At 71.5% G+C, this 18,109-nt stretch carries 16 protein-coding genes; 10 read left to right on the top strand and 6 right to left on the bottom strand.

Annotation, left to right across the window (positions count from 1 at the left end; genetic code table 11):
- Positions 1-22: 22 nt before the first annotated feature.
- Positions 23-610, top strand: a complete 588-nt coding sequence (locus M6I34_RS07670; protein ID WP_272485103.1) for a flavodoxin family protein — start codon at positions 23-25, stop codon at positions 608-610.
- On the opposite strand, the gene M6I34_RS07665 is transcribed toward M6I34_RS07670, so the two are convergent.
- From M6I34_RS07665 to M6I34_RS07655, 3 genes are read right to left on the bottom strand one after another with little or no spacing between them, the layout of a single operon-like run.
- Entirely contained in the window at positions 570-1,400 is an 831-nt protein-coding gene (locus M6I34_RS07665) for an alpha/beta hydrolase (RefSeq protein ID WP_272485102.1), read from the bottom strand. The genes M6I34_RS07670 and M6I34_RS07665 overlap by 41 nt on opposite strands.
- Complete coding sequence (locus M6I34_RS07660) at positions 1,397-2,233, bottom strand: HAD-IIB family hydrolase (protein WP_272485101.1); 837 nt, start codon at positions 2,231-2,233, stop codon at positions 1,397-1,399. Before M6I34_RS07660 ends, M6I34_RS07665 begins: the two co-directional genes overlap by 4 nt.
- Positions 2,234-2,270: 37 nt before the next feature.
- Positions 2,271-3,161 carry a DMT family transporter gene (locus M6I34_RS07655; protein WP_272485100.1) on the bottom strand — a complete coding sequence of 297 codons (891 nt, stop codon included), beginning with the start codon at positions 3,159-3,161 and terminating at the stop codon, positions 2,271-2,273.
- 18 nt (positions 3,162-3,179) lie between these two features.
- On the opposite strand from M6I34_RS07655, the gene dnaE reads away from it, so the two are divergent.
- Genes dnaE through M6I34_RS07610 form a run of 9 tightly spaced genes read left to right on the top strand, consistent with a single transcriptional unit; the run spans position 3,180 to position 15,270 of the window.
- Positions 3,180-6,659, top strand: coding sequence for a DNA polymerase III subunit alpha (gene dnaE / locus M6I34_RS07650; RefSeq protein WP_272485099.1), 3,480 nt, complete (start codon positions 3,180-3,182; stop codon positions 6,657-6,659).
- 52 nt (positions 6,660-6,711) lie between these two features.
- Positions 6,712-7,923, top strand: coding sequence for an O-antigen ligase family protein (locus M6I34_RS07645; protein ID WP_272485098.1), 1,212 nt, complete (start codon positions 6,712-6,714; stop codon positions 7,921-7,923).
- A complete protein-coding gene (msbA, locus tag M6I34_RS07640; protein ID WP_272485097.1) occupies positions 7,920-9,680 on the top strand; it encodes a lipid A export permease/ATP-binding protein MsbA in 1,761 nt (586 codons plus the stop codon). The genes M6I34_RS07645 and msbA overlap by 4 nt, the downstream gene beginning before the upstream one ends.
- Before the next feature lie 11 nt (positions 9,681-9,691).
- Positions 9,692-10,810 carry a glycosyltransferase family 4 protein gene (locus M6I34_RS07635; protein ID WP_272485096.1) on the top strand — a complete coding sequence of 373 codons (1,119 nt, stop codon included), beginning with the start codon at positions 9,692-9,694 and terminating at the stop codon, positions 10,808-10,810.
- A complete protein-coding gene (locus tag M6I34_RS07630; RefSeq protein WP_272485095.1) occupies positions 10,807-11,568 on the top strand; it encodes a glycosyltransferase family 2 protein in 762 nt (253 codons plus the stop codon). The genes M6I34_RS07635 and M6I34_RS07630 overlap by 4 nt, the downstream gene beginning before the upstream one ends.
- Positions 11,565-12,392, top strand: coding sequence for an FkbM family methyltransferase (locus M6I34_RS07625; protein ID WP_272485094.1), 828 nt, complete (start codon positions 11,565-11,567; stop codon positions 12,390-12,392). Before M6I34_RS07630 ends, M6I34_RS07625 begins: the two co-directional genes overlap by 4 nt.
- A 26-nt stretch (positions 12,393-12,418) precedes the next feature.
- Positions 12,419-12,997, top strand: a complete 579-nt coding sequence (locus tag M6I34_RS07620; RefSeq protein ID WP_272485093.1) for a peroxidase-related enzyme — start codon at positions 12,419-12,421, stop codon at positions 12,995-12,997.
- Positions 12,998-13,055: 58 nt separating this feature from the next.
- Positions 13,056-13,412, top strand: coding sequence for a DUF4870 family protein (locus M6I34_RS07615; RefSeq protein WP_272485092.1), 357 nt, complete (start codon positions 13,056-13,058; stop codon positions 13,410-13,412).
- Between the two features lie 37 nt (positions 13,413-13,449).
- Positions 13,450-15,270, top strand: a complete 1,821-nt coding sequence (locus tag M6I34_RS07610; RefSeq protein WP_272485091.1) for a cation:proton antiporter — start codon at positions 13,450-13,452, stop codon at positions 15,268-15,270.
- Here M6I34_RS07610 and M6I34_RS07605 read toward each other — a convergent pair.
- The 3 genes from M6I34_RS07605 to M6I34_RS07595 are packed head-to-tail and all read right to left on the bottom strand — an operon-like array spanning position 15,230 to position 18,058.
- Positions 15,230-15,943 (bottom strand): hypothetical protein, encoded by a 714-nt coding sequence (locus M6I34_RS07605; protein WP_272485090.1) that lies wholly within the window; start codon positions 15,941-15,943, stop codon positions 15,230-15,232. The two genes, M6I34_RS07610 and M6I34_RS07605, sit on opposite strands and share 41 nt — an antisense overlap.
- A gap of 37 nt (positions 15,944-15,980) precedes the next feature.
- Positions 15,981-17,444 carry a ribonuclease G gene (rng, locus tag M6I34_RS07600; protein WP_272485089.1) on the bottom strand — a complete coding sequence of 488 codons (1,464 nt, stop codon included), beginning with the start codon at positions 17,442-17,444 and terminating at the stop codon, positions 15,981-15,983.
- Positions 17,441-18,058, bottom strand: coding sequence for a Maf family protein (locus tag M6I34_RS07595; RefSeq protein WP_272485088.1), 618 nt, complete (start codon positions 18,056-18,058; stop codon positions 17,441-17,443). Before M6I34_RS07595 ends, rng begins: the two co-directional genes overlap by 4 nt.
- Positions 18,059-18,109 lie beyond the last annotated feature (51 nt).

Raw genomic sequence — 18,109 nt, 5'->3', positions numbered from 1 at the left:
TCGACGACAGGAAGGCTCGCGCATGACGATCGTGATCGTCGCCTACCACTCCGGCTACGGCCACACGAAGAAGCTCGCCGAGGCGGTCGTCGACGGCGCCGCCTCGGTGGCCGGCGTCGACGCCTCGCCGCTCGACGTTTCCGCGATCGACGACGCCGGCTGGCGGCGCCTCGCCGATGCCGACGCGATCGTCTTCGGCGCGCCGACCTACATGGGCGGCCCGTCGGCGCCGTTCAAGGCCTTCGCCGACGCGAGCTCCAAGGTCTGGTTCACGCAGGGCTGGAAGGACAAGGTCGCCGGCGGCTTCACCTGCTCGCTGAACATGAGCGGCGACAAGTTCGCCACGCTCAGCTACTTCGTCACGCTGGCGATGCAGCACGGCATGGTCTGGGTCGGTCTCGGCATGATGCCGCCGCAGCGGCCGGGCGATCCGGAAGAACGGAACCGGCTGGGCAGCTACATCGGCCCGATGGCCCAGGCCGACAACGTGCCGCCGGAGCAGAGCCCGCCGGCCGGCGACCTGGAGACCGCGTTCGCCTATGGCGAGCGGATCGCGGGTTTCGCCGGTATCAGCCGAGCCGCGCGAGCCAGGCCAGCAGGTCGGCCCTGACAGGCTCGCGCATCGCAGCCGGCTCCTGATGGAGCTCGTGCCGCAGGCCGGGGTATTCGTGCACGGTCAGCAGCCGCGTCGGCGCGGCGGCGGCGAAGCGGCGGCTTCCCGCCGGATCGACGAAGCTGTCGTCGGTGCCGTACTGCAGCAGCGTCGGCACCGAGAGACCAGCGGCCTCGCGCGCGGCCCGGGCGGAGCCCTCGACCACGAAGTCGAGCAGGCGCGCGGTGATCCGGCCGTGAACCAGCGGATCGGCGCGCCAGCGACGGGCGACCTCGGGGTCGTGCGACAGTCGCTCCGGATCGAGCCCGGTCGGCACCGGCAGGTCCGGAGCGAGGCGCAGCAGCGCGCGGTGCAGGAGCCGCTGCGCTCCGGAGAGGCCGGGATCCAGGGCAGGCGAGGACAGGACCAGGCCGCGAAGGCGATCTGGCGCGCGCAGCGCGAAGGCGAGCGCGGTCAGCCCGCCCAGGCTCTGGCCGAACATCAGCGGCGGCGCGGACAGCCGCAAGGCGAAGGCCGAAAGGCCGGCCTCGAGGTCGTCGACGAGGTCCCAGGTTTCCGGGATCGCGCCGCGCCGCCCCGACGAGCGGCCGTGGCCGCGATGGTCGTGCCCCGCCACCGTGTAGCCGCGAGCGACGAACCAGTCCGCCAGTTCCGCGTGCCGGCCCATGTGCTCGCCCAGGCCGTGGACGATCCACACGGCTCGCGCCGGATCGGGCGCGGCCGGGTGGCGGATCCAGCCGCGCAGCAAGGCGCCGTCGGGTCGCCCGAGTTCGGTTTCCTCGATCATCTGGCCGCCAGCAGGTGGGCGGCGAGCTCCGCGAAGCCCGCGCCGCTGGGCGCGCGGGTGATCCAGCGGGGCAGCACCGGCATCCGGTCGGCGCGCGCCAGCAGGTTGGCGACGCCGACCGAGTTCCGGAAGGCCGCGAACAGCGGGGCGTCGTTCGGCGCGTCGCCGACGCAGACCCAGCGGTCGCGGGCATCGTCGTCGCTCTCCCCGAACTGCTCGGCGAGCAGCTTGCGGGCGGTGCGGCCCTTGTCGAACTCGCCGAACCAGGCGTTCACGTGGATCGAGCTGGTCTGCGCGTGCATGCCGTGCGCGCGCAGGATCTCGACGATGCGGGCGACCCGCGCCGGCGCCACTGGCGGCACCGCCTCGGCGACGTCGATCGCCAGGTCGATCAGCCGGTAGGGCTGGTCGCCGGCGAGCGCGGCCTCGGGCACTTCGCGCAGCACTTCGGCGGCGATCGCTTCGCGCCGGGTGCGGGCGGCATGGAGGTCTTCGGCGCCGGGCGTGAACACGGTGCGCACGCCGCCGCCCTGGCGAAGCATGTAGAAGGCGCCGGTTTCGCCGATCACCGCGTCTACCGGCCACATCCGCACGAAATGGTCGCACCAGCCGGCCGAGCGGCCGGTCACCGGCACGACCCGCAGCCCGGCCTGGCGGAGCCGGTTCATCGCCGCGAAGGCCTCGGGGTCGAGGCGGCCGTCGGTGCTCAGCGTGTCGTCGAGGTCGGTCAGCACGCCGTGGACGCCGCGCGCGTCGAACTCCTCGAGCGGCCTCAGCCGCGGGGGCTCGGCGTCCGGACCCGTGGGCGGGGGGCCGGCATCGGGCCGCGTCATGCCGGGAACTCCGTGCGAGGCGCCGGGCCGTGGCGGCTCAAGCCGTCGCCCGGGCGACCGCGGGCGGCGGTGCCCGGCCGACCAGCGCGTTGCCGACCAGGGCCGCCAGCACGACCAGGCCGCCCTGGATCGTGGCGGGCGGCATGGCCTCGCCGGCGCCCAGCCAGGCCCAGATCGGCCCGAACACGACCTCGAGCAGAGCGATCAGCGCCACTTCGTGCGGCGCGAGCGAGCGGGTGGCCCGGATCATCAGGAAGCAGGGCACCGCGAGCTGGATCACGCCTAGCAGCGCGAGGATCGCCAGGTCGTTCGAGGTGGCCCCCAGCGGCCAGGCCAGCGGCAGCGTGAACAGGCAGGACAGCAGCGCGCCGATCAGCACGGCGGGGGCGAGGTCCACGTCGGCCTGCAGCTTCTTCAGCGTGACGATGTTGACCGCCGCGGCCACCGGCACCGCCGCCGCGATCAGCATGCCGGCAAGGCCGTCGGCCGAGACGCCGTCGCGGACCATCCACCAGATGCCGAAGCCGGCCAGCCCGATCGCCGCCCAGGTCATCGGCGAGAGCCGGTTGCCGAGCACCGCGCGGCCGAGCAGCGCGGCCAGCAGCGGCGACACGCTCAGCACCAGCAGGGTGTTGGCCACGCTGGTGCGGGTGATCGCCAGCATGAAGCAGGTGAACATGATCGACCACATGAACCCGGAGAACAGGCCGGGCCAGCCCATGGCCACGACCGGAACGAGCGGGTTGCCGCGCCGCTGCCAGGCCAGGATCGCGATCATCGCGACGGCGCAGAAGAAGCTTCGCCAGAAGGTGATCTCGAAGCCGTCGGCCCGTTCGAGGTGCCGGGTGAACACGCCGGCGATGCTCCAGCAGATCGCGCAGAAGGCGAGCAGCAGGGCGGCGTTGCGGTGGGAGAGGTCGCGGGGCATGGGGATAGAATTGTACCGATGACCGACCCCAGATTCGTCCACCTCCGAGTCCATTCGGAATACTCGATCAGCGACTCGATCGTGCGCCTCGACGCGCTGGTCGCAGCGGCCGCGGCCGACGCCCAGCCGGCGGTCGCGGTCACCGACCTGGGCAACCTGTTCGGCTGGGTCAAGTTCTACAAGGCCGCCCGCGGCAAGGGGGTCAAGCCGATCTGCGGCGCCGACTGCTGGGTCACGAACGAGGCCGAGCGCGAGCGCCCGTTCCGGATCCTGCTGCTCGCCCGCAACCGGGAGGGCTACCTGCGGCTGTGCGAGCTGCTCAGCCGGGCCTGGCTCGAGAACGAGTATCGCGGCCGGGCCGAGCTTCGCGCCGAGTGGTTCGACGAATCCGCGCAGGATGGCCGCCCGATTGCCGACGGGCTGATCGCGCTGTCGGGGGCGCAGGCCGGCGAGGTCGGGCAGGCTCTGCTGGCCGGCAACCGCGAGGCGGCGGCCGCCGCGGCCGGGCGCTGGGCGCAACGCTTCCCCGGCGCCTTCTATCTCGAGGTGCAGCGCTACGGTGCGCCCGAGGCCGAGGCCCAGACCCGCGGCGCCGCCCGGCTGGCCGCCGAGCTGGACCTGCCGCTGGTGGCCACGCACCCGGTCCAGTTCCTGTCGCGCGACGAGTTCCGCGCGCACGAGGCGCGCGTCTGCATCGCCGAGGGCGAGATCCTCGCCAACCCTCGGCGGCAGAGGAAGTTCACCGAGGACCAGTACTTCCGCACGCAGGACGAAATGTGCGAGGCCTTCGCCGACCTGCCGTCGGCGCTGGCCAACAGCGTCGAGATCGCCCGGCGCTGCAGCCTGCCGATGGTGCTGGGCAAGCCGCAGCTGCCGCAGTTTCCCACGCCCGAGGGCGTGACCCTCGACGACTACCTGCGCCAGCTGGCCCGCGAGGGCCTGGCCGAGCGGATGAAGGTGCTGTTCCCGCCCGAGAGCACGCCCGCCGAGGTGCTCGAGGCGAAGCGCGAGCAGTACGCGAAGCGGCTCGACTACGAGTGCGACACGATCGTGCAGATGGGCTTCCCCGGCTACTTCCTGATCGTGGCCGACTTCATCAACTGGGCGAAGAAGAACGGCGTGCCGGTCGGGCCGGGCCGCGGATCGGGCGCCGGCTCGCTGGTCGCGTTCGCGCTGGGCATCACCGACCTCGACCCGATCCCGTACGCGCTGCTGTTCGAGCGCTTCCTGAACCCCGAGCGGGTGTCGATGCCTGACTTCGACATCGACTTCTGCCAGGACAACCGCTGGAAGGTCATCGAGTACGTGCGCGGCCGCTACGGCGAGCAGGCCGTCTCGCAGATCGCGACCTTCGGAACGATGGCCTCCAAGGCGGTGATCCGCGACGTCGGCCGCGTGCTCGACATGGGCTACAACTTCTGCGACCAGCTCTCCAAGCTGATCCCGGTGGTCCAGAACAAGCCGGTCTCGCTGGCCAAGGCGCGCGAGTCCGAACCGCTGCTCAAGGAGCGCGAGGAGAAGGAAGACGAGGTGCGCGGCCTGCTCGCGCTGGCCGAGCCGCTCGAGGACCTGACCCGCAACGTCGGCATGCACGCCGGCGGCGTGCTGATCGCACCGGGCAGGCTGACCGACTTCTGCCCGCTGTACCGGCAGCCCGGGGCCGACGCCGGCGTGGTCAGCCAGTTCGACAAGGACGACGTCGAGGCGGTGGGCCTGGTCAAGTTCGACTTCCTGGGCCTGCGCAACCTGACCATCATCGACCTGGCGGTGCGCTACATCAACCAGCGGCACCCCGAGCTGGGCCTGGACCTGAACACGCTGCCCTTCACCGACCCGAAGGCCTACCAGGTGCTGAAGGACGCCAACACCACGGCGATCTTCCAGCTGGAAAGCGAGGGCATGAAGAAGCTGCTGAAGAAGCTCGCCCCCGACCGCTTCGAGGACATCATCGCGGTGCTGGCGCTGTACCGGCCCGGTCCGCTGGGCTCGGGCATGGTCGACGACTTCATCCTGCGCAAGAAGGGCCAGCAGCAGATCGACTATTTCCACCCCGACCTGAAAGCCTGCCTGGAGCCGACCTACGGCGTCATCGTCTACCAGGAACAGGTGATGCAGATCGCGCAGATCATCGGCGGCTACACGCTGGGCGGCGCCGACCTGCTGCGCCGGGCCATGGGCAAGAAGAAGCCCGAGGAGATGGCCCAGCACCGCGGGCTGTTCGTCGAGGGCGCGAAGACGAAGGGCTATCCGGTCGAGCTCGCGAACAAGCTGTTCGACCTGATGGCGATGTTCGCCGAGTACGGCTTCAACAAGTCGCACACCGCGGCCTACGCGGTCGTCACCTACCACACGGCCTGGCTGAAGGCGCACTATCCGGCCGAGTTCGTGGCGGCCACGCTGTCGTCCGACATGGACGACACCGACAAGGTGCAGCTGTTCGTGGCCGACGCGAAGGCGAACGGCGTCGAGGTGCTGCCGCCCGACATCAACGCGTCGGGCTTTCGCTTCGAGCCGGTGTCCGATCGCGCGATCCGCTACGGCCTGGGCGCGGTCAAGGGCACCGGCGAGTCGGCGGTGGTCGACATCCTGCGCGCCCGCGCCGAGCGGCCCTTCGAGAACCTGTTCGACTTCTGCGAGCGGATCGACCGCAAGACGGTCAACCGCCGCGCGATCGAGGCGCTGGTGCGCGCCGGCGCCTTCGATGCGCTCGATCCGGACCGCGCCAAGCTGCTGGCCAACGTCGGGCGCGCGATCGACGCGGCCGAGGCGGCCGGCGCCGCGGCCGACCAGGTCAGCCTGTTCGGCGACGACTCGGGCATGCCGAGCGCGCCCGAGTGGCTGCCCGCGCCGGCGTGGTCCGAGCGGCAGCGACTGCAGGAGGAGAAGTCCGCGCTCGGCTTCTTCCTGAGCGGGCACCTGTTCAACGGCTATCGCGACGAGGTTCGCCGTTTCGTGCGCACGAAGCTCGCCGACCTGCAGCCCGCGCCGCAGCCGGTCTGGATCGCCGGGGTGGTCGCCGCGCAGCGCACGATGATGACCCGGCGCGGCAAGATGGTCTTCGTCACGCTCGACGACGGCAGCGCCGCGGTCGAGGTGTCGGTGTTCAACGAGCTCTACGACGCGCACCGCCGGATCATCCGCGACGACGAGTTGCTGGTGGTGCTGGGCAAGGTCAGCCGCGACGACTACACCGGCGGCCAGCGGGTCGTGGCCGAGCGGGTGCTCGACCTGGTCGGCGCGCGCCAGGAGTTCGCCCGGCGGCTGCGGATCCGGCTCAACGGCATCGCCGACGGCGCCGCGCTGCGCGGCGCGATCGGGCCCTTCGCGGTGGGCGAGCGACAGGACGTGCCGGCGGTGCCGGTCGTCGTGGAGTACGGCAACGCCGAGGCTGTCTGCGCGGTCGAGCTGGGCGCGGGCTGGCGGGTGCAGCCGCACGACGACCTGATCGGCGCGATCGTCGACGCGCTGCATCCGGTCGAAACCGCGATCGAGTACTGACTTGGGCGGTCACGCGTCGTCGGGGCCCACGCTTCCTGGCACGAGCCCCGCAGTGGCGCGCCGGGCTCACGCGCTGACCCAGGCGAGCCGCTGCTGCTTCGTCGCGGGCCTCGCCCTGACGCCCTGGCTGATCGCGCAGGTCAACACGTTCTTCGCGCTCGGTTTCCTGCTCTGGCTGGCCGGCGGCCGCAATGGCCTCTCGCTGCGCGAGCTCGGCCGGGAGCCACTGGTCAGGGTGTTCGTGGCCGGGTTCGCATTGCTCACTGTCGCGGCGATCGCATCCCCGATGTCGGCTGGCGAGTCCTTCGCGGCCCTGCTCCGCTATCGCGAGCTCCTGCTGGCGGTCCCGATCGTCGCCCTGTTTCGGGATCCCGCGTGGCGCGATCGGGCGCTGCTCGCCTTCGCGGTTTCGGGCCTGGCGCTGGCCACCGTGTCGAGCGCGCAGTGGCTGGGCCTGCTCGCAAGTCCGCGAGGCCCGGCGGAAGCCGCGCTCGTGCTTCGCCACGGCATCACTCACTCGACGGTGCTGGCGACCCTGGCGCTCGTGGCGTGGCTGCAGGCGGCGCGCCCGACGGCGAACATGCCGTCCGCCTTCTGGCGGATTGTCTCGCTCGCGTGCGCCGCGAACGCGCTGCTGATGGTGCCCGGGCGCACCGGCTACCTGATCCTGTCGGCCGGCCTGGCCTATGCCGGCTTCCGGCGTTTCGGCTGGCGCGGCCTGCTCGCGGCGCTGCTCGCGGCAGCCGTTCTCGGCAGCGCCGCCTACCGGGCCTCGGACGTCTTCAGGCACCGCATCGACGCGGCGGTTGCCGAGACCCTGCGTTTCGCCGACGGCGAGGTGGCGCCCACGTCTGCCGGTTCGCGACTGCTGTTCTGGGAGAGCTCGATCGAACTGATCGCTCGCCAGCCCCTTTTCGGGACGGGCCTCGGCAGCTGGCACGACCGCGCCGCGGAGGTCATGACGCCGGAGCAGCGCGAAAGGATGCTGATGGGCCACGAGCACCCTCACAACGAACTGCTGCACGTGGCGACGCAGACCGGGGCGTTGGGCGTGGCGCTCTTCCTCGTCGGGCTGCTGTCGATCGCCCGATACGCCGCTCGAATGCGCGGCGATGCCGACCTGCTGGCGGTGACGCTCGTCGCCTACGCGGCGGGGTCGCTCGTCAACGCCTTCCTCTGGGACTCGGTGGAAGGCCAGCTCTTCGCGGCGCTCGCGGCATTGGCCGCTGCTAGAATCGGCGCGGACTCCGACACGACCCGATGAACAAGAGCCTCGCGGTCTACCGGCGGCTTCTCGGCTACGCGGTCCCCTATCGCAAGGGCTTCGCCCTCGCGATCCTCGGGATGGTGGTCGCCGCGCTGACCGAGCCGCTGTTCCCCGCCCTGATGAAGCCGCTGCTCGACGAGGGTTTCGTCGAGCGAGGCAATATCCCGCTCTGGCTGGTGCCGGCGGTGATCGTGCTGATCTTCGTCGTGCGCGGCGTGGGCACCTTCGCCGGCCACTACGGCCTGGCCTGGGTCGCCAACAACGTGCTGGCCTCGGTGCGCAGGCAGATGTTCGGCCACGCGCTGAAACTTCCCGCCTCGGAGTTCGAGCGCGAGGCCGCCGGCCTGCTGATCTCCCGGATCGTCTTCGAGGTCAACAACCTGATGGCGGCCACCTCGAGCGTGCTGTCCACGCTGGTGCGCGACACCCTGATCGTCATCGGCCTGCTCGCCTGGCTGCTGATCCTGAACTGGCAGCTCACGCTGGTCGCGTTCGCGCTGATCCCGGTGATGGCGCTGCTGGTCCGGGTGTTCGGCGGCAGGCTGCGCAAGCTCGGCCGCCAGAGCCTGCAGCACACCGGCGAGCTGACGCGGGTGGTCGAGGAAGCGGTGCACGGCTACAAGGTGATCAAGATCTTCGGCGCCTACGAGCGCGAGAAGGCGCTGTTCGATCGCACGGTGGAGCGCCTGCGCGGCTTCGCGATGCGCGAGGCGATCGCCAGCGGCGCGATGGCGCCGATCAGCCAGCTCTGCGCCGCGATCGCGGTGGCGGCCGTCGTCTCGATCGCGCTGCTGCAGTCGATGGAAAACCAGACCACGGTCGGCGGCTTCGTCTCCTTCGTGACCGCGATGCTGATGCTGCTCGGCCCGCTCAAGCACCTGGCCGACCTGAACGGCCCGCTGCAGCGCGGACTGGCCGCGGCCGAGAGCGTGTTCGCGCTGCTCGACCGCCAGGCCGAGCCCGACGCCGGCACCCGGACGATCGGCCGGGCGCGCGGCGAGGTCCGTTTCGAGAACGTTTCGTTCCGCTACCCGGGCGCGGCGCGCGACGCGCTGTCGGGCATCGACCTGCACATCCGCGCGGGCGAGATGGTCGCCTTCGTAGGCGGGTCGGGCGGCGGCAAGACCACGCTGGCCAACCTGCTGCCGCGCTTCCACTCGCCCACGGCGGGGCGGATCCTGATCGACGAGGTCCCGATCGAGGAGCTCACGCTCGAGAGCCTGCGCGACCAGCTCGCGCTGGTGAGCCAGGACATCGTGCTGTTCAACGACACGGTCCGGGCCAACGTGGCCTTCGGCGTGCGCGGGCCGGTCGGCGACGACGCGATCCGCGCCGCGCTGCGCAAGGCCGCGCTCGAAGCGTTCGTCGACGGCCTGCCCGAGGGCCTCGACACGCCGATCGGGGAGAGGGGGGCCAAGCTCTCGGGCGGGCAGCGGCAGCGCCTCGCGATCGCTCGCGCGCTGCTGAAGGACGCGCCGATCCTGCTGCTCGACGAGGCGACCTCAGCGCTCGACACCAGCACCGAGCGCGAAGTGCAGGAGGCGCTCGAGCGGGGCATGTCGGGCCGCACCACGCTCGTGATCGCGCACCGGCTGTCGACGATCGAGCGGGCCGACCGGATCGTGGTGCTCGAGGGCGGCAGGATCGTCGAGCAGGGAAGGCACGAGGAACTGCTGGCGCTGGGCGGATCCTACGCCGCGCTGCACCGCGCGCAGTACGCGGCGGCCGCGATCGCCGACGGCCCGACCGGCTGACGGGGGCGCGCTTGAGGATCCTCCACACCTCCTCCTCGGCCGATTGGGGCGGCGCGCAGATCCGAACGCTGACCGAGGCGGCCGGCCTGGTCGCGCGGGGCCACGAGGTCACGATCGCCTGCCCGGCCGGATCGCCGCTGGCGGCGAGGGCCGCCTCGCACCGCGTGCCGGTCGTCGAGCTTCCCGCGAGCCTCGGGCTGGGGCGCGACAGCCTCGCGGGACGCGCGCGCGCGCTGGCCGCTTTGCGCCGCCTGATCGCCGAGGGCGAGTTCGACGTGATCGCCACGCACGGCCCGGTCGACAGCTGGCTGGTCGCGTTGGCCCGAGCGAGCCTCGCGCGCGCGCCGGCCACGGTGCGCATCCACCATCCTTCCGCCTCCGCGCCGCGCGGGCCGGCGAATCGCTGGCTCTACATGCGGGCCGCCTCGCGGGTCGTGACCGGGGGCGAGGCGATCCGCCAGTCGCTCGTCCGGGACCAGGGCTTCGACGGGCGGCGCATCGTCTCGGTGCCCACCGGCGTCGACCTGCAGCACTTCCGGCCCGGCGACCGCGCCGAGGCGCGGCACGCGCTCGAGCTGCCCGACGACGGCTGGCCGGTGCTCGGCATCGTCGCGTCGCTGCGGCGCGCCAAGGGGCACCACCTGTTGATCGAGGCGCTCGCCGGCCTCCGGGAGCCGGCGCGGTTGCTCGTGGTCGGCGACGGCCCGCAGCGGGCCGCGCTCGAGAAGCAGGCCGACGCGATGCTGCCGCCGGACCGCGTGCGTTTCGCCGGCCGGCAGGCCGACGTCCTGCCCTGGCTGCAGGCGCTCGACGTGTTCGTGCTGCCGACGCTGCACGAAGGAATCCCGCAGTCGCTGTCCCAGGCAATGGGCGTGGGGCTGTGCTGCGTGACCACGCCGGTCGGCGGCATTCCCGAGATCGCGGTCGACGGCGAGAGCGCGCTGTTCGTGGCGCCCGGCAAGGTCGACGAGCTGCGGGCAGGCATCGAGCGCGTGCTCGGCGATGCCGGGTTGCGCGAGCGGCTCGGCGGCGCGGCGCGCGAGGCGGCGCTCCAGCGCTGCTCGATCGAGGCGATGCTCGACCGGATGGAGCGCCTGTTCGCCGACGTCGCGTCCAGGATCGCGCCTTGAGCGGCCCGTCGCTTTCGGTCGCGGTCATCGCGAAGAACGAGGCGCACCGGATCGAGCGCTGCCTGCGCTCGGTGGCCTTCTCCGACGAGATCGTGCTGGTCGACTCGGGCAGCGGCGACGGCACGCCGGAGATCGCCAGGCGCCTCGGCGCGAGGGTGATCGACACCCCGGACTGGCCGGGCTTCGGCCCGCAGAAGAACCGCGCGCTGGACGCCTGCCGCGGCGACTGGGTGCTGTCGATCGACGCCGACGAGGCGGTCGACGAGCGGCTGCGCGATGCCATCCTCGCCGTGGTCCGCGCGCAGCCGAAGGCCGGCGACCCGCTCGGATACTGGCTGCGCCGCGCGAGCTTCTTCTGCGGAAAGCGGATCCGCCATGGCGACTGGCGCAACGACAAGGTGCTGCGCCTGTTCCGGCGCGAGCACGCGCGCTTCACCGACGACCTGGTTCACGAGCGCGTCGACTGCCCGCCGCCGCACGACGTGCTGCCGGGCCTGCTGCTGCACGACAGCGTGGACTCGGTCGAGGACATGCGCGAGAAGACCGTGCGCTACGCCCGGCTCGGCGCGGCGAAGCTGCGCGCGAAGGGGCGCGGCGGGGGCGTTGCCGATGCCGCGCTGCACGCCGGCTGGACCTTCGTTCGCGGCTACCTGCTGCGCGGCGGCTTCCTCGACGGGCGCGCCGGCTTCACGATCGCGCGGCTCAACGCGCTCGGCAGCTGGCTGAAGTACCGGCTCGTTCGCGAGGAGCGCGCATGACGCCCGTGCTGGCTCGTTCGCCGAGCGTGCTGCGGTCGCTTGCCTACGCGCTGCGCCGGGCCCTGGCACCGGACAGCCCGCTCGTCGCCGACGTGCCCGCGCTGGGCCTGAGCTTCGCCCTGCCGGCCCGCTCGGGGCTGGCCAGGCACCTGTACAAGTACCGGTCCTACGAGCCGCACGTCGGCAACTGGGTGCTCGCGAACTTCCCCTTCGGCGGCGGCGGGCTGTTCGTCGACATCGGCGCCAACTTCGGGTGGTACGCCTGCCTGTTCTCACTGATCGCGGGCGAACGCGGCAAGGTCGTCGCCTTCGAGCCCGAGCCGGTCAATCACGGATTGCTGAAGGCCAACCTGTCCCGCAACGGCTGCCCGAACGTGATCGCGCTTCAGGAGGGGCTGGCGGAACGCCCCGGAGTGCTTTCGCTGCGGCTCTACAAGCCGTCGAACCCCGGTCGCCATTCGATGCTGGGCGCGTCGGGCGCGGACGCGGTCGAGGTGCCCGTCACGACGCTCGACGAGCGCTTGCGCGCGCTCGCGCTCGACGAGCGTCCGATCGACCTGATCAAGATCGACGTCGAGGGCTACGAGCCATTCGTCCTGCGGGGCGGCCCGCTCGCGCTCTCCCGCTGCCGGAACCTGGTCGTCGAGTACTCGCCCGACCTGATGCGGCAGGGCGGCGTGGACCCGGCGTCGCTCGTCGAGCTGCTCGCGTCGACCGGCATGCGGGCTTCGGTGCTGCAAGAGGGCGGGCCGGTGCCGGTCGACCCGGTCGCCCTGCTGTCGATGGGCGGCCAGGTCGACCTGCTCTGGCAGCGGATACCATGACGAAGGACCATCAAGGAGGCCCCCAAGTGACCGACCAGACCGACCGCTACCCGCTGCCCGAGATCGCCGGGCTGCCCGACGACATCCGCGAGAAGATCCTCGCCGTCCAGGAGAAGGCCGGCTTCGTGCCCAACGTGTTCCTGAAGCTGGCGCGCCGCCCCGACGAGTTCCGCGCCTTCTTCGCCTACCACGACGCGCTGATGCTGCGCGACAACGCGCTGTCGAAGGCCGAGAAGGAGATGATCGTGGTCGCGACCAGCGGCGCCAACCAGTGCCTGTACTGCGTGGTGGCCCACGGCGCGATCCTGCGCATCTACGCGAAGAACCCGCGGGTCTCCGACCAGCTGGCCACGAACTGGCGCAAGGCCGAGCTCGCGCCGCGCCAGGCCGCGATGATCGAGTTCGCGATGAAGGTCGCCACCGACTCGGCCTCGCTGGTCCCGGCCGACTTCGACGCGCTGCACGCGCACGGCTTCTCCGACGAGGACGCCTGGGACATCGGCGCGATCGCCGCGTTCTTCGCGCTGTCGAACCGGATGGCCAACCTGTCTGGCATGATGCCCAATCACGAGTTCTACGCGATGGGGCGGATGCCGAGGAGCTGAGGCCCCGGTCGGGAGCCGCTGCCGCGGCAAAGGCGCTTCGCACACACGGAGGAACCGAATGGAACCGATGCCGTCCGACGACGCTCGCACCGAGCAGGCGAGGAAGCTCGCCACGATCTGCTATGCGCTGTACGCGGTGTCCTGCATCATCGGCGTGACCGCGATCGCGGCGATCATCATCAACTACCTGAAGCGCGACGACGTGGCCGGAACCTGGGTCGCAAGCCACTTCGAGTGGCAGATCAAGACCTTCTGGTACGCGCTGGTCGGCGCGCTGGTCAGCTGGATGCTGATGTTCGTGCTGATCGGCTTCCCGATGCTGCTCGCGGTCGGCGTGTGGGCGATCTACCGGGTGGTGAAGGGCTGGCTGGCGCTGTACGACGGCAAGCCGGTCGACGCGTCGAAGCTGGTCTGAGGTCGGCCGGGCCGGCGGCGGTTCGGGAAGGCCGCACGTGACCGAGCACCCGATCGTCGCGCTCGCCGCGATCGGCGCGCTGGGCGCGGCGGCGCAGTGGCTGGCCTGGCGGGTCCGGCTGCCGGCGATCGTCTTCTTGCTGCTGGCCGGCATCGCGGTCGGCCCGGTCGCGGGCTGGCTGGATCCCGACGCCCTGTTCGGCGAGCTCCTGTTCCCTCTCGTCTCGCTGGCGGTCGGGCTGATCCTGTTCGAGGGCGCGCTGACGCTCAGGCTTTCGGAGATCGCCGGCCTGGAGCGAATCGTGCGACGCATGGTCGGCAGCGGCGCGCTGATCACCTGGGCGGTCGCGGCGAGCGCCGCCCACTGGCTGGCTGGTCTGTCCTGGCCCCTTGCCACGCTCTTCGGCGCGATCATGATCGTGACCGGGCCCACGGTCATCGTCCCGATGCTGCGCACGGTCAGGCCCAATGCGCGGGTCGCCAGCGTTCTGCGCTGGGAGGGGATCGTCATCGATCCGGTCGGCGCGTTCCTGGCGGTGCTGGTCTTCCAGTTCGTCGTGTCCGCGGGCGAGGGCGGGGCGCTGCTCGCGACCGCCTGGATCTTCGCGAAGATGACGATGTCCGGCCTCGTTGTCGGCGCGGTCCTCGCCTTCCTGCTGGGCGAGGCGCTGCGCCGGCACCTGGTTCCCGTCTACCTGTACAACGTGCTCACCCTCGCGAGCGTGTTCGCGGCGCTCGCACTGTCCGACATGCTGGCGCACGAGTCGGGGCTCCTTGCCGTGACCGTCATGGGCGCCTTCCTTGCCAACCGCAAGGGCGTGCCGGTCGAGGAGATCCTCGAGTTCAAGGAGCACCTCAGCCTGCTGCTGATCGCCGGCCTTTTCATCCTGCTGGCGGCGCGCCTCGACCTCGACGACCTGCGTGCGCTGGGCCTTCCCTCGCTGGGTGTCTTCGCCGCGATGCAGTTCGTCGCCAGGCCGCTCAAGATCCTGTGGTCGACGATGGGGTCGTCGCTCGGCTGGAACGAGCGGGTACTGCTCGCGTGGATCGCACCGCGCGGCATCGTCGCTGCCGCGGTGTCGGGCCTTTTCGCCTTCCAGCTCGACGCGCACGGGTTCGAGGGCGCAGCGTCGCTGGTGCCGCTGACCTTCGTGGTCATCATCGGCACGGTCGTCCTGCAGAGCCTCACTGCGGGGCCGCTCGCCCGGGCGCTTGGGGTGGCCGAGCCCGAACCGCGCGGCCTGCTGATCGTCGGCGCCAATCCGCTCGCCCGCGCGATCGCCAAGGTGCTGGTGGACCGGAAGCTGCCGGTCATGCTGACCGACACGCAGTGGGACAGCCTGAGCCGCGCGCGCATGCTGGGTATCAGGACCTATTTCGGTAACCCCCTGTCGGAGCACGCCGAGGTGGCGCTCGACCTGTCCGGGCTCGGGACGATGCTCGCGATGACATCCGATCCGCACCTGAACGCGCTCGCCTGCGAGCGGCTGGCGCGGGATCTCGGGCCCAACAAGGTCTACCAGCTCAGGGTGACGGAGGGCGAGTCCAGGGCAGTGGCGAGCGGGCGCGGGCGCGACGCCTTCGGCGAAGGCGCCAGCTACGAGGCGATGAACCGCGAGCTGGCACGCGGCGCCCAGCTCCGGGCCACCACGCTGACCGAGACCTACGGTTTCGATGCGCTGCGTGCCCGCGAACGCGAGTCCTTCCTGCCGCTGTTCGCGCTGGACCCGAAAGGCAAGCTCAGGGTGTTCGCCGTCGACTCGCAGTTCGAGCCGCAGGCCGGCTGGACCGTGATCGCGATGAGCTCCGCCCAGTCGGTCAGCCGAACTTCAGGAACAGGCGGGCGTACGGAGGCTTGAGCCGGCCGAGCGCCTCGCGCACCGCCTCCGCGTCCCCGCGAAGCACCGCATCGCGAAGCCCGGCCACGGAGGCCGCCACCGCCTCGAGCAGCGCCTTGAATTCGGGGCTCTCGGCCAGCGCCGGCGGGGCCTCGACGCGCAGCCTGCGCGCCAGGTATTCGAGCGTTCCCGCGGCGGCCATGATCCGCAGTAGCCCGTCGGGCCGGCCGAGCAGCGCCGTGGCGTCGCGCAGCAGGTGCTCCATCTCCGCGTGATAGGCGTCGACGTGGTCGCTGTAGATCACGACGTCGTTGCGCCGCCTGAGCTCGGCGAGCTGCTCGCGCACCGCCTCGAGCGTTTCGTGCGCCTCGGCGAGCCGGCCCTCGCGCGCCTCGCCCGCGGCCTTGCCGAGAATGTCGCTCACCCGGACCAGGGTGGCGGAGAAGCCCGAGTCGCGCGAGTAGGGCGGTGGCGGCGTCGGCGCGAAACGGGCGACCACGCCTCTCCAGGCTGCCCGAGCCTGCTCGATCGCCTGTTCCGACTCGGCCTGCTTCTTCATGTTGGTCTGGAACAGGGCTGCCCGATACGGGGCGTAGGCGGCCTGCATCGCGTCGGTGGCGGGATCGCCGGCGCGGGCAGGGGCCGCGAATGCCAGCATCCCTGCGAGGGCCAGCGGAACGAGCGTCTTCTTCATGTTCGGTGCGGTGAACTTCCTCAGGGCCCGGCGGGGCTCAGATCAGCACGATGTCGTACTGTTCCTGCGCGTAGACGGTCTCGACCTGCAGCGCGATTCGCTTGCCGATCGCGTCGCCGAGCACGGCGAGCGGCTGCGATTCCTCCTCGAGAAACAGGTCGATCACCGACTGCGCGGCCACGATCCGGAACTCCTTCGGGCTGAACTGCCCGGCCTCGCGCTGGATCTCGCGCAGGATCTCGTAGCAGACTGTGCGCGCGGTCTTGATCTGGCCCTTGCCCTCGCAGGTGGGGCAACGTTCGAGTAGCACGTGGGCGAGCGACTCGCGGGTGCGCTTGCGGGTCATCTCGACCAGGCCCAGCGAGGTGAAGCCGTTGACGCTGGACTTGGTGCGGTCGCGCGCCAGCGCCTTGCGCAGCTCCTGCAGCACCGACTCGCGGTGCTCGTTGCTCGCCATGTCGATGAAGTCGATGATGATGATGCCGCCGAGGTTGCGCACCCGCAGCTGGCGGGCGATCGAGTGCGCGGCCTCGAGGTTGGTGCGGAAGATCGTGTCGTCGAAGTTGCGCCCGCCGACGTAGCCGCCGGTGTTGACGTCGATCGTCGTCATCGCCTCGGTCTGGTCGATGATCAGGTAGCCGCCCGACTTCAGGTCGACCCGGCGCGAAAGCGCGCGCGCGATCTCGTCCTCGACGCCGTGCAGCTCGAAAAGCGGGCGCTCGCCGGCGTAGTGGCGAAGCCGGCCGGCCATCGACGGCATGTAGGTGCGGGCGAAGTCCGACAGCTCGGCCAGCGCCTCGCGCGAGTCGACGAAGATCGCGCCGGTGCGGTCGGTGGCGAGGTCGCGCAGCACCCGCTCGCCCAGGCTCAGTTCCTGGTACAGCAACGACGGCGCCGGCCGCTCGCGGCTCGCCGCGAGGATCTGGCGCCAGCGCTTGCGCAGGTAGGCGACGTCGGCGGCCAGCTCGTCGTCGGCGGCGTCCTCGGCGGAGGTGCGAATGATGAAGCCGCCCTTCTCGTCTTCCGGCATCAGGCGCTGCAGGCGGGCGCGCAGCTCGGCGCGCCCGGCCTCGTCGCCGATCCGCTGCGACACGCCGATGTGCGGGTCCTGCGGCAGGTGGACCAGGAAGCGGCCCGCGATGCTGATCTGGGTGGACAGGCGGGCGCCCTTGGTGCCCAGCGGGTCCTTGATGACCTGCACCAGCAGCGGCTGGCCCTCGAAGAGCAGTTTCTCGATCGGGACCGGCGAACCGTTGCCGTGAGCGCTCGCGCGCGACTGCCAGAGGTCGGCCACGTGCAGGAAGGCCGCCCGCTCGAGCCCGACGTCGACGAAGGCCGACTGCATGCCGGGCAGCACCCGCGACACGCGCCCGAGGTAGACGTTGCCGACCAGCCCGCGGGTGGCCGCCCGCTCGACGTGCAGTTCCTGCATCGCGCCCTGCTGGATGACGGCGACGCGGGTTTCGTGCGCGGCGTGGTTGACGAGGATCTCTTCGGTCATCGGGAGGCCGGAAGGTGCAGGCCGTCTGCGCGCAGCAGCCGCGCGGTCTCGTACAGCGGCAGGCCCATGATACCGGAGTGGCTGCCCTCGATCCGGCGCACGAAGCGCGCCGCGAAGCCCTGGATCGCGTAGCCCCCGGCCTTGCCGCGCGGCTCGCCGGTGGCCACGTAGCGCCCGATCTCGGCGGCGCCGAGCCGCGCGAACCACACCCGAGAAACGTTGACCAGGTGCTCGATGCGCGCGCCGCGCACGACCGCCACCGCGGTCAGCACGCGGTGGCCGCGGCCCGACAGCTCGGCGAGCATGCGCCGCGCGTCGTCGTCGTCGACCGGCTTGCCCAGGATGCGGCCGCCGATCGCGACCGTGGTGTCGGCCACCAGGATCGGCGCCGGCACGAGCCCTCGCCGCGCTAGCCGCTCGCGGGCAGCGCCGGCCTTGGCGAGGGTGACGCGCTCGACGTAGCGCGTCGGCGACTCCCCGGCGCGCAGCGCCTCGAGCGCCTCGGCGTCTTCCTCGGGATCGGGCAGCAGGAACTCGAAGCGCACGCCGATCTGGCGCAGAAGTTCCTGGCGGCGGGGGCTGGTGGAGGCGAGGTAGACGAATTCGGCGGGCACGGTCGCGGCAGGTCCTGGAAGGGCGCTCCGGGCCGGTGCCCGGGGCGCGCG

The sequence above is a fragment of the Zeimonas sediminis genome (genome assembly GCF_023721795.1).
GTDB classification, from domain to species: domain Bacteria; phylum Pseudomonadota; class Gammaproteobacteria; order Burkholderiales; family Burkholderiaceae_E; genus Zeimonas; species Zeimonas sediminis.
Note: the sequence above shows the minus strand (reverse complement) of the source record. Positions and strands in the feature narration are given on the sequence as shown.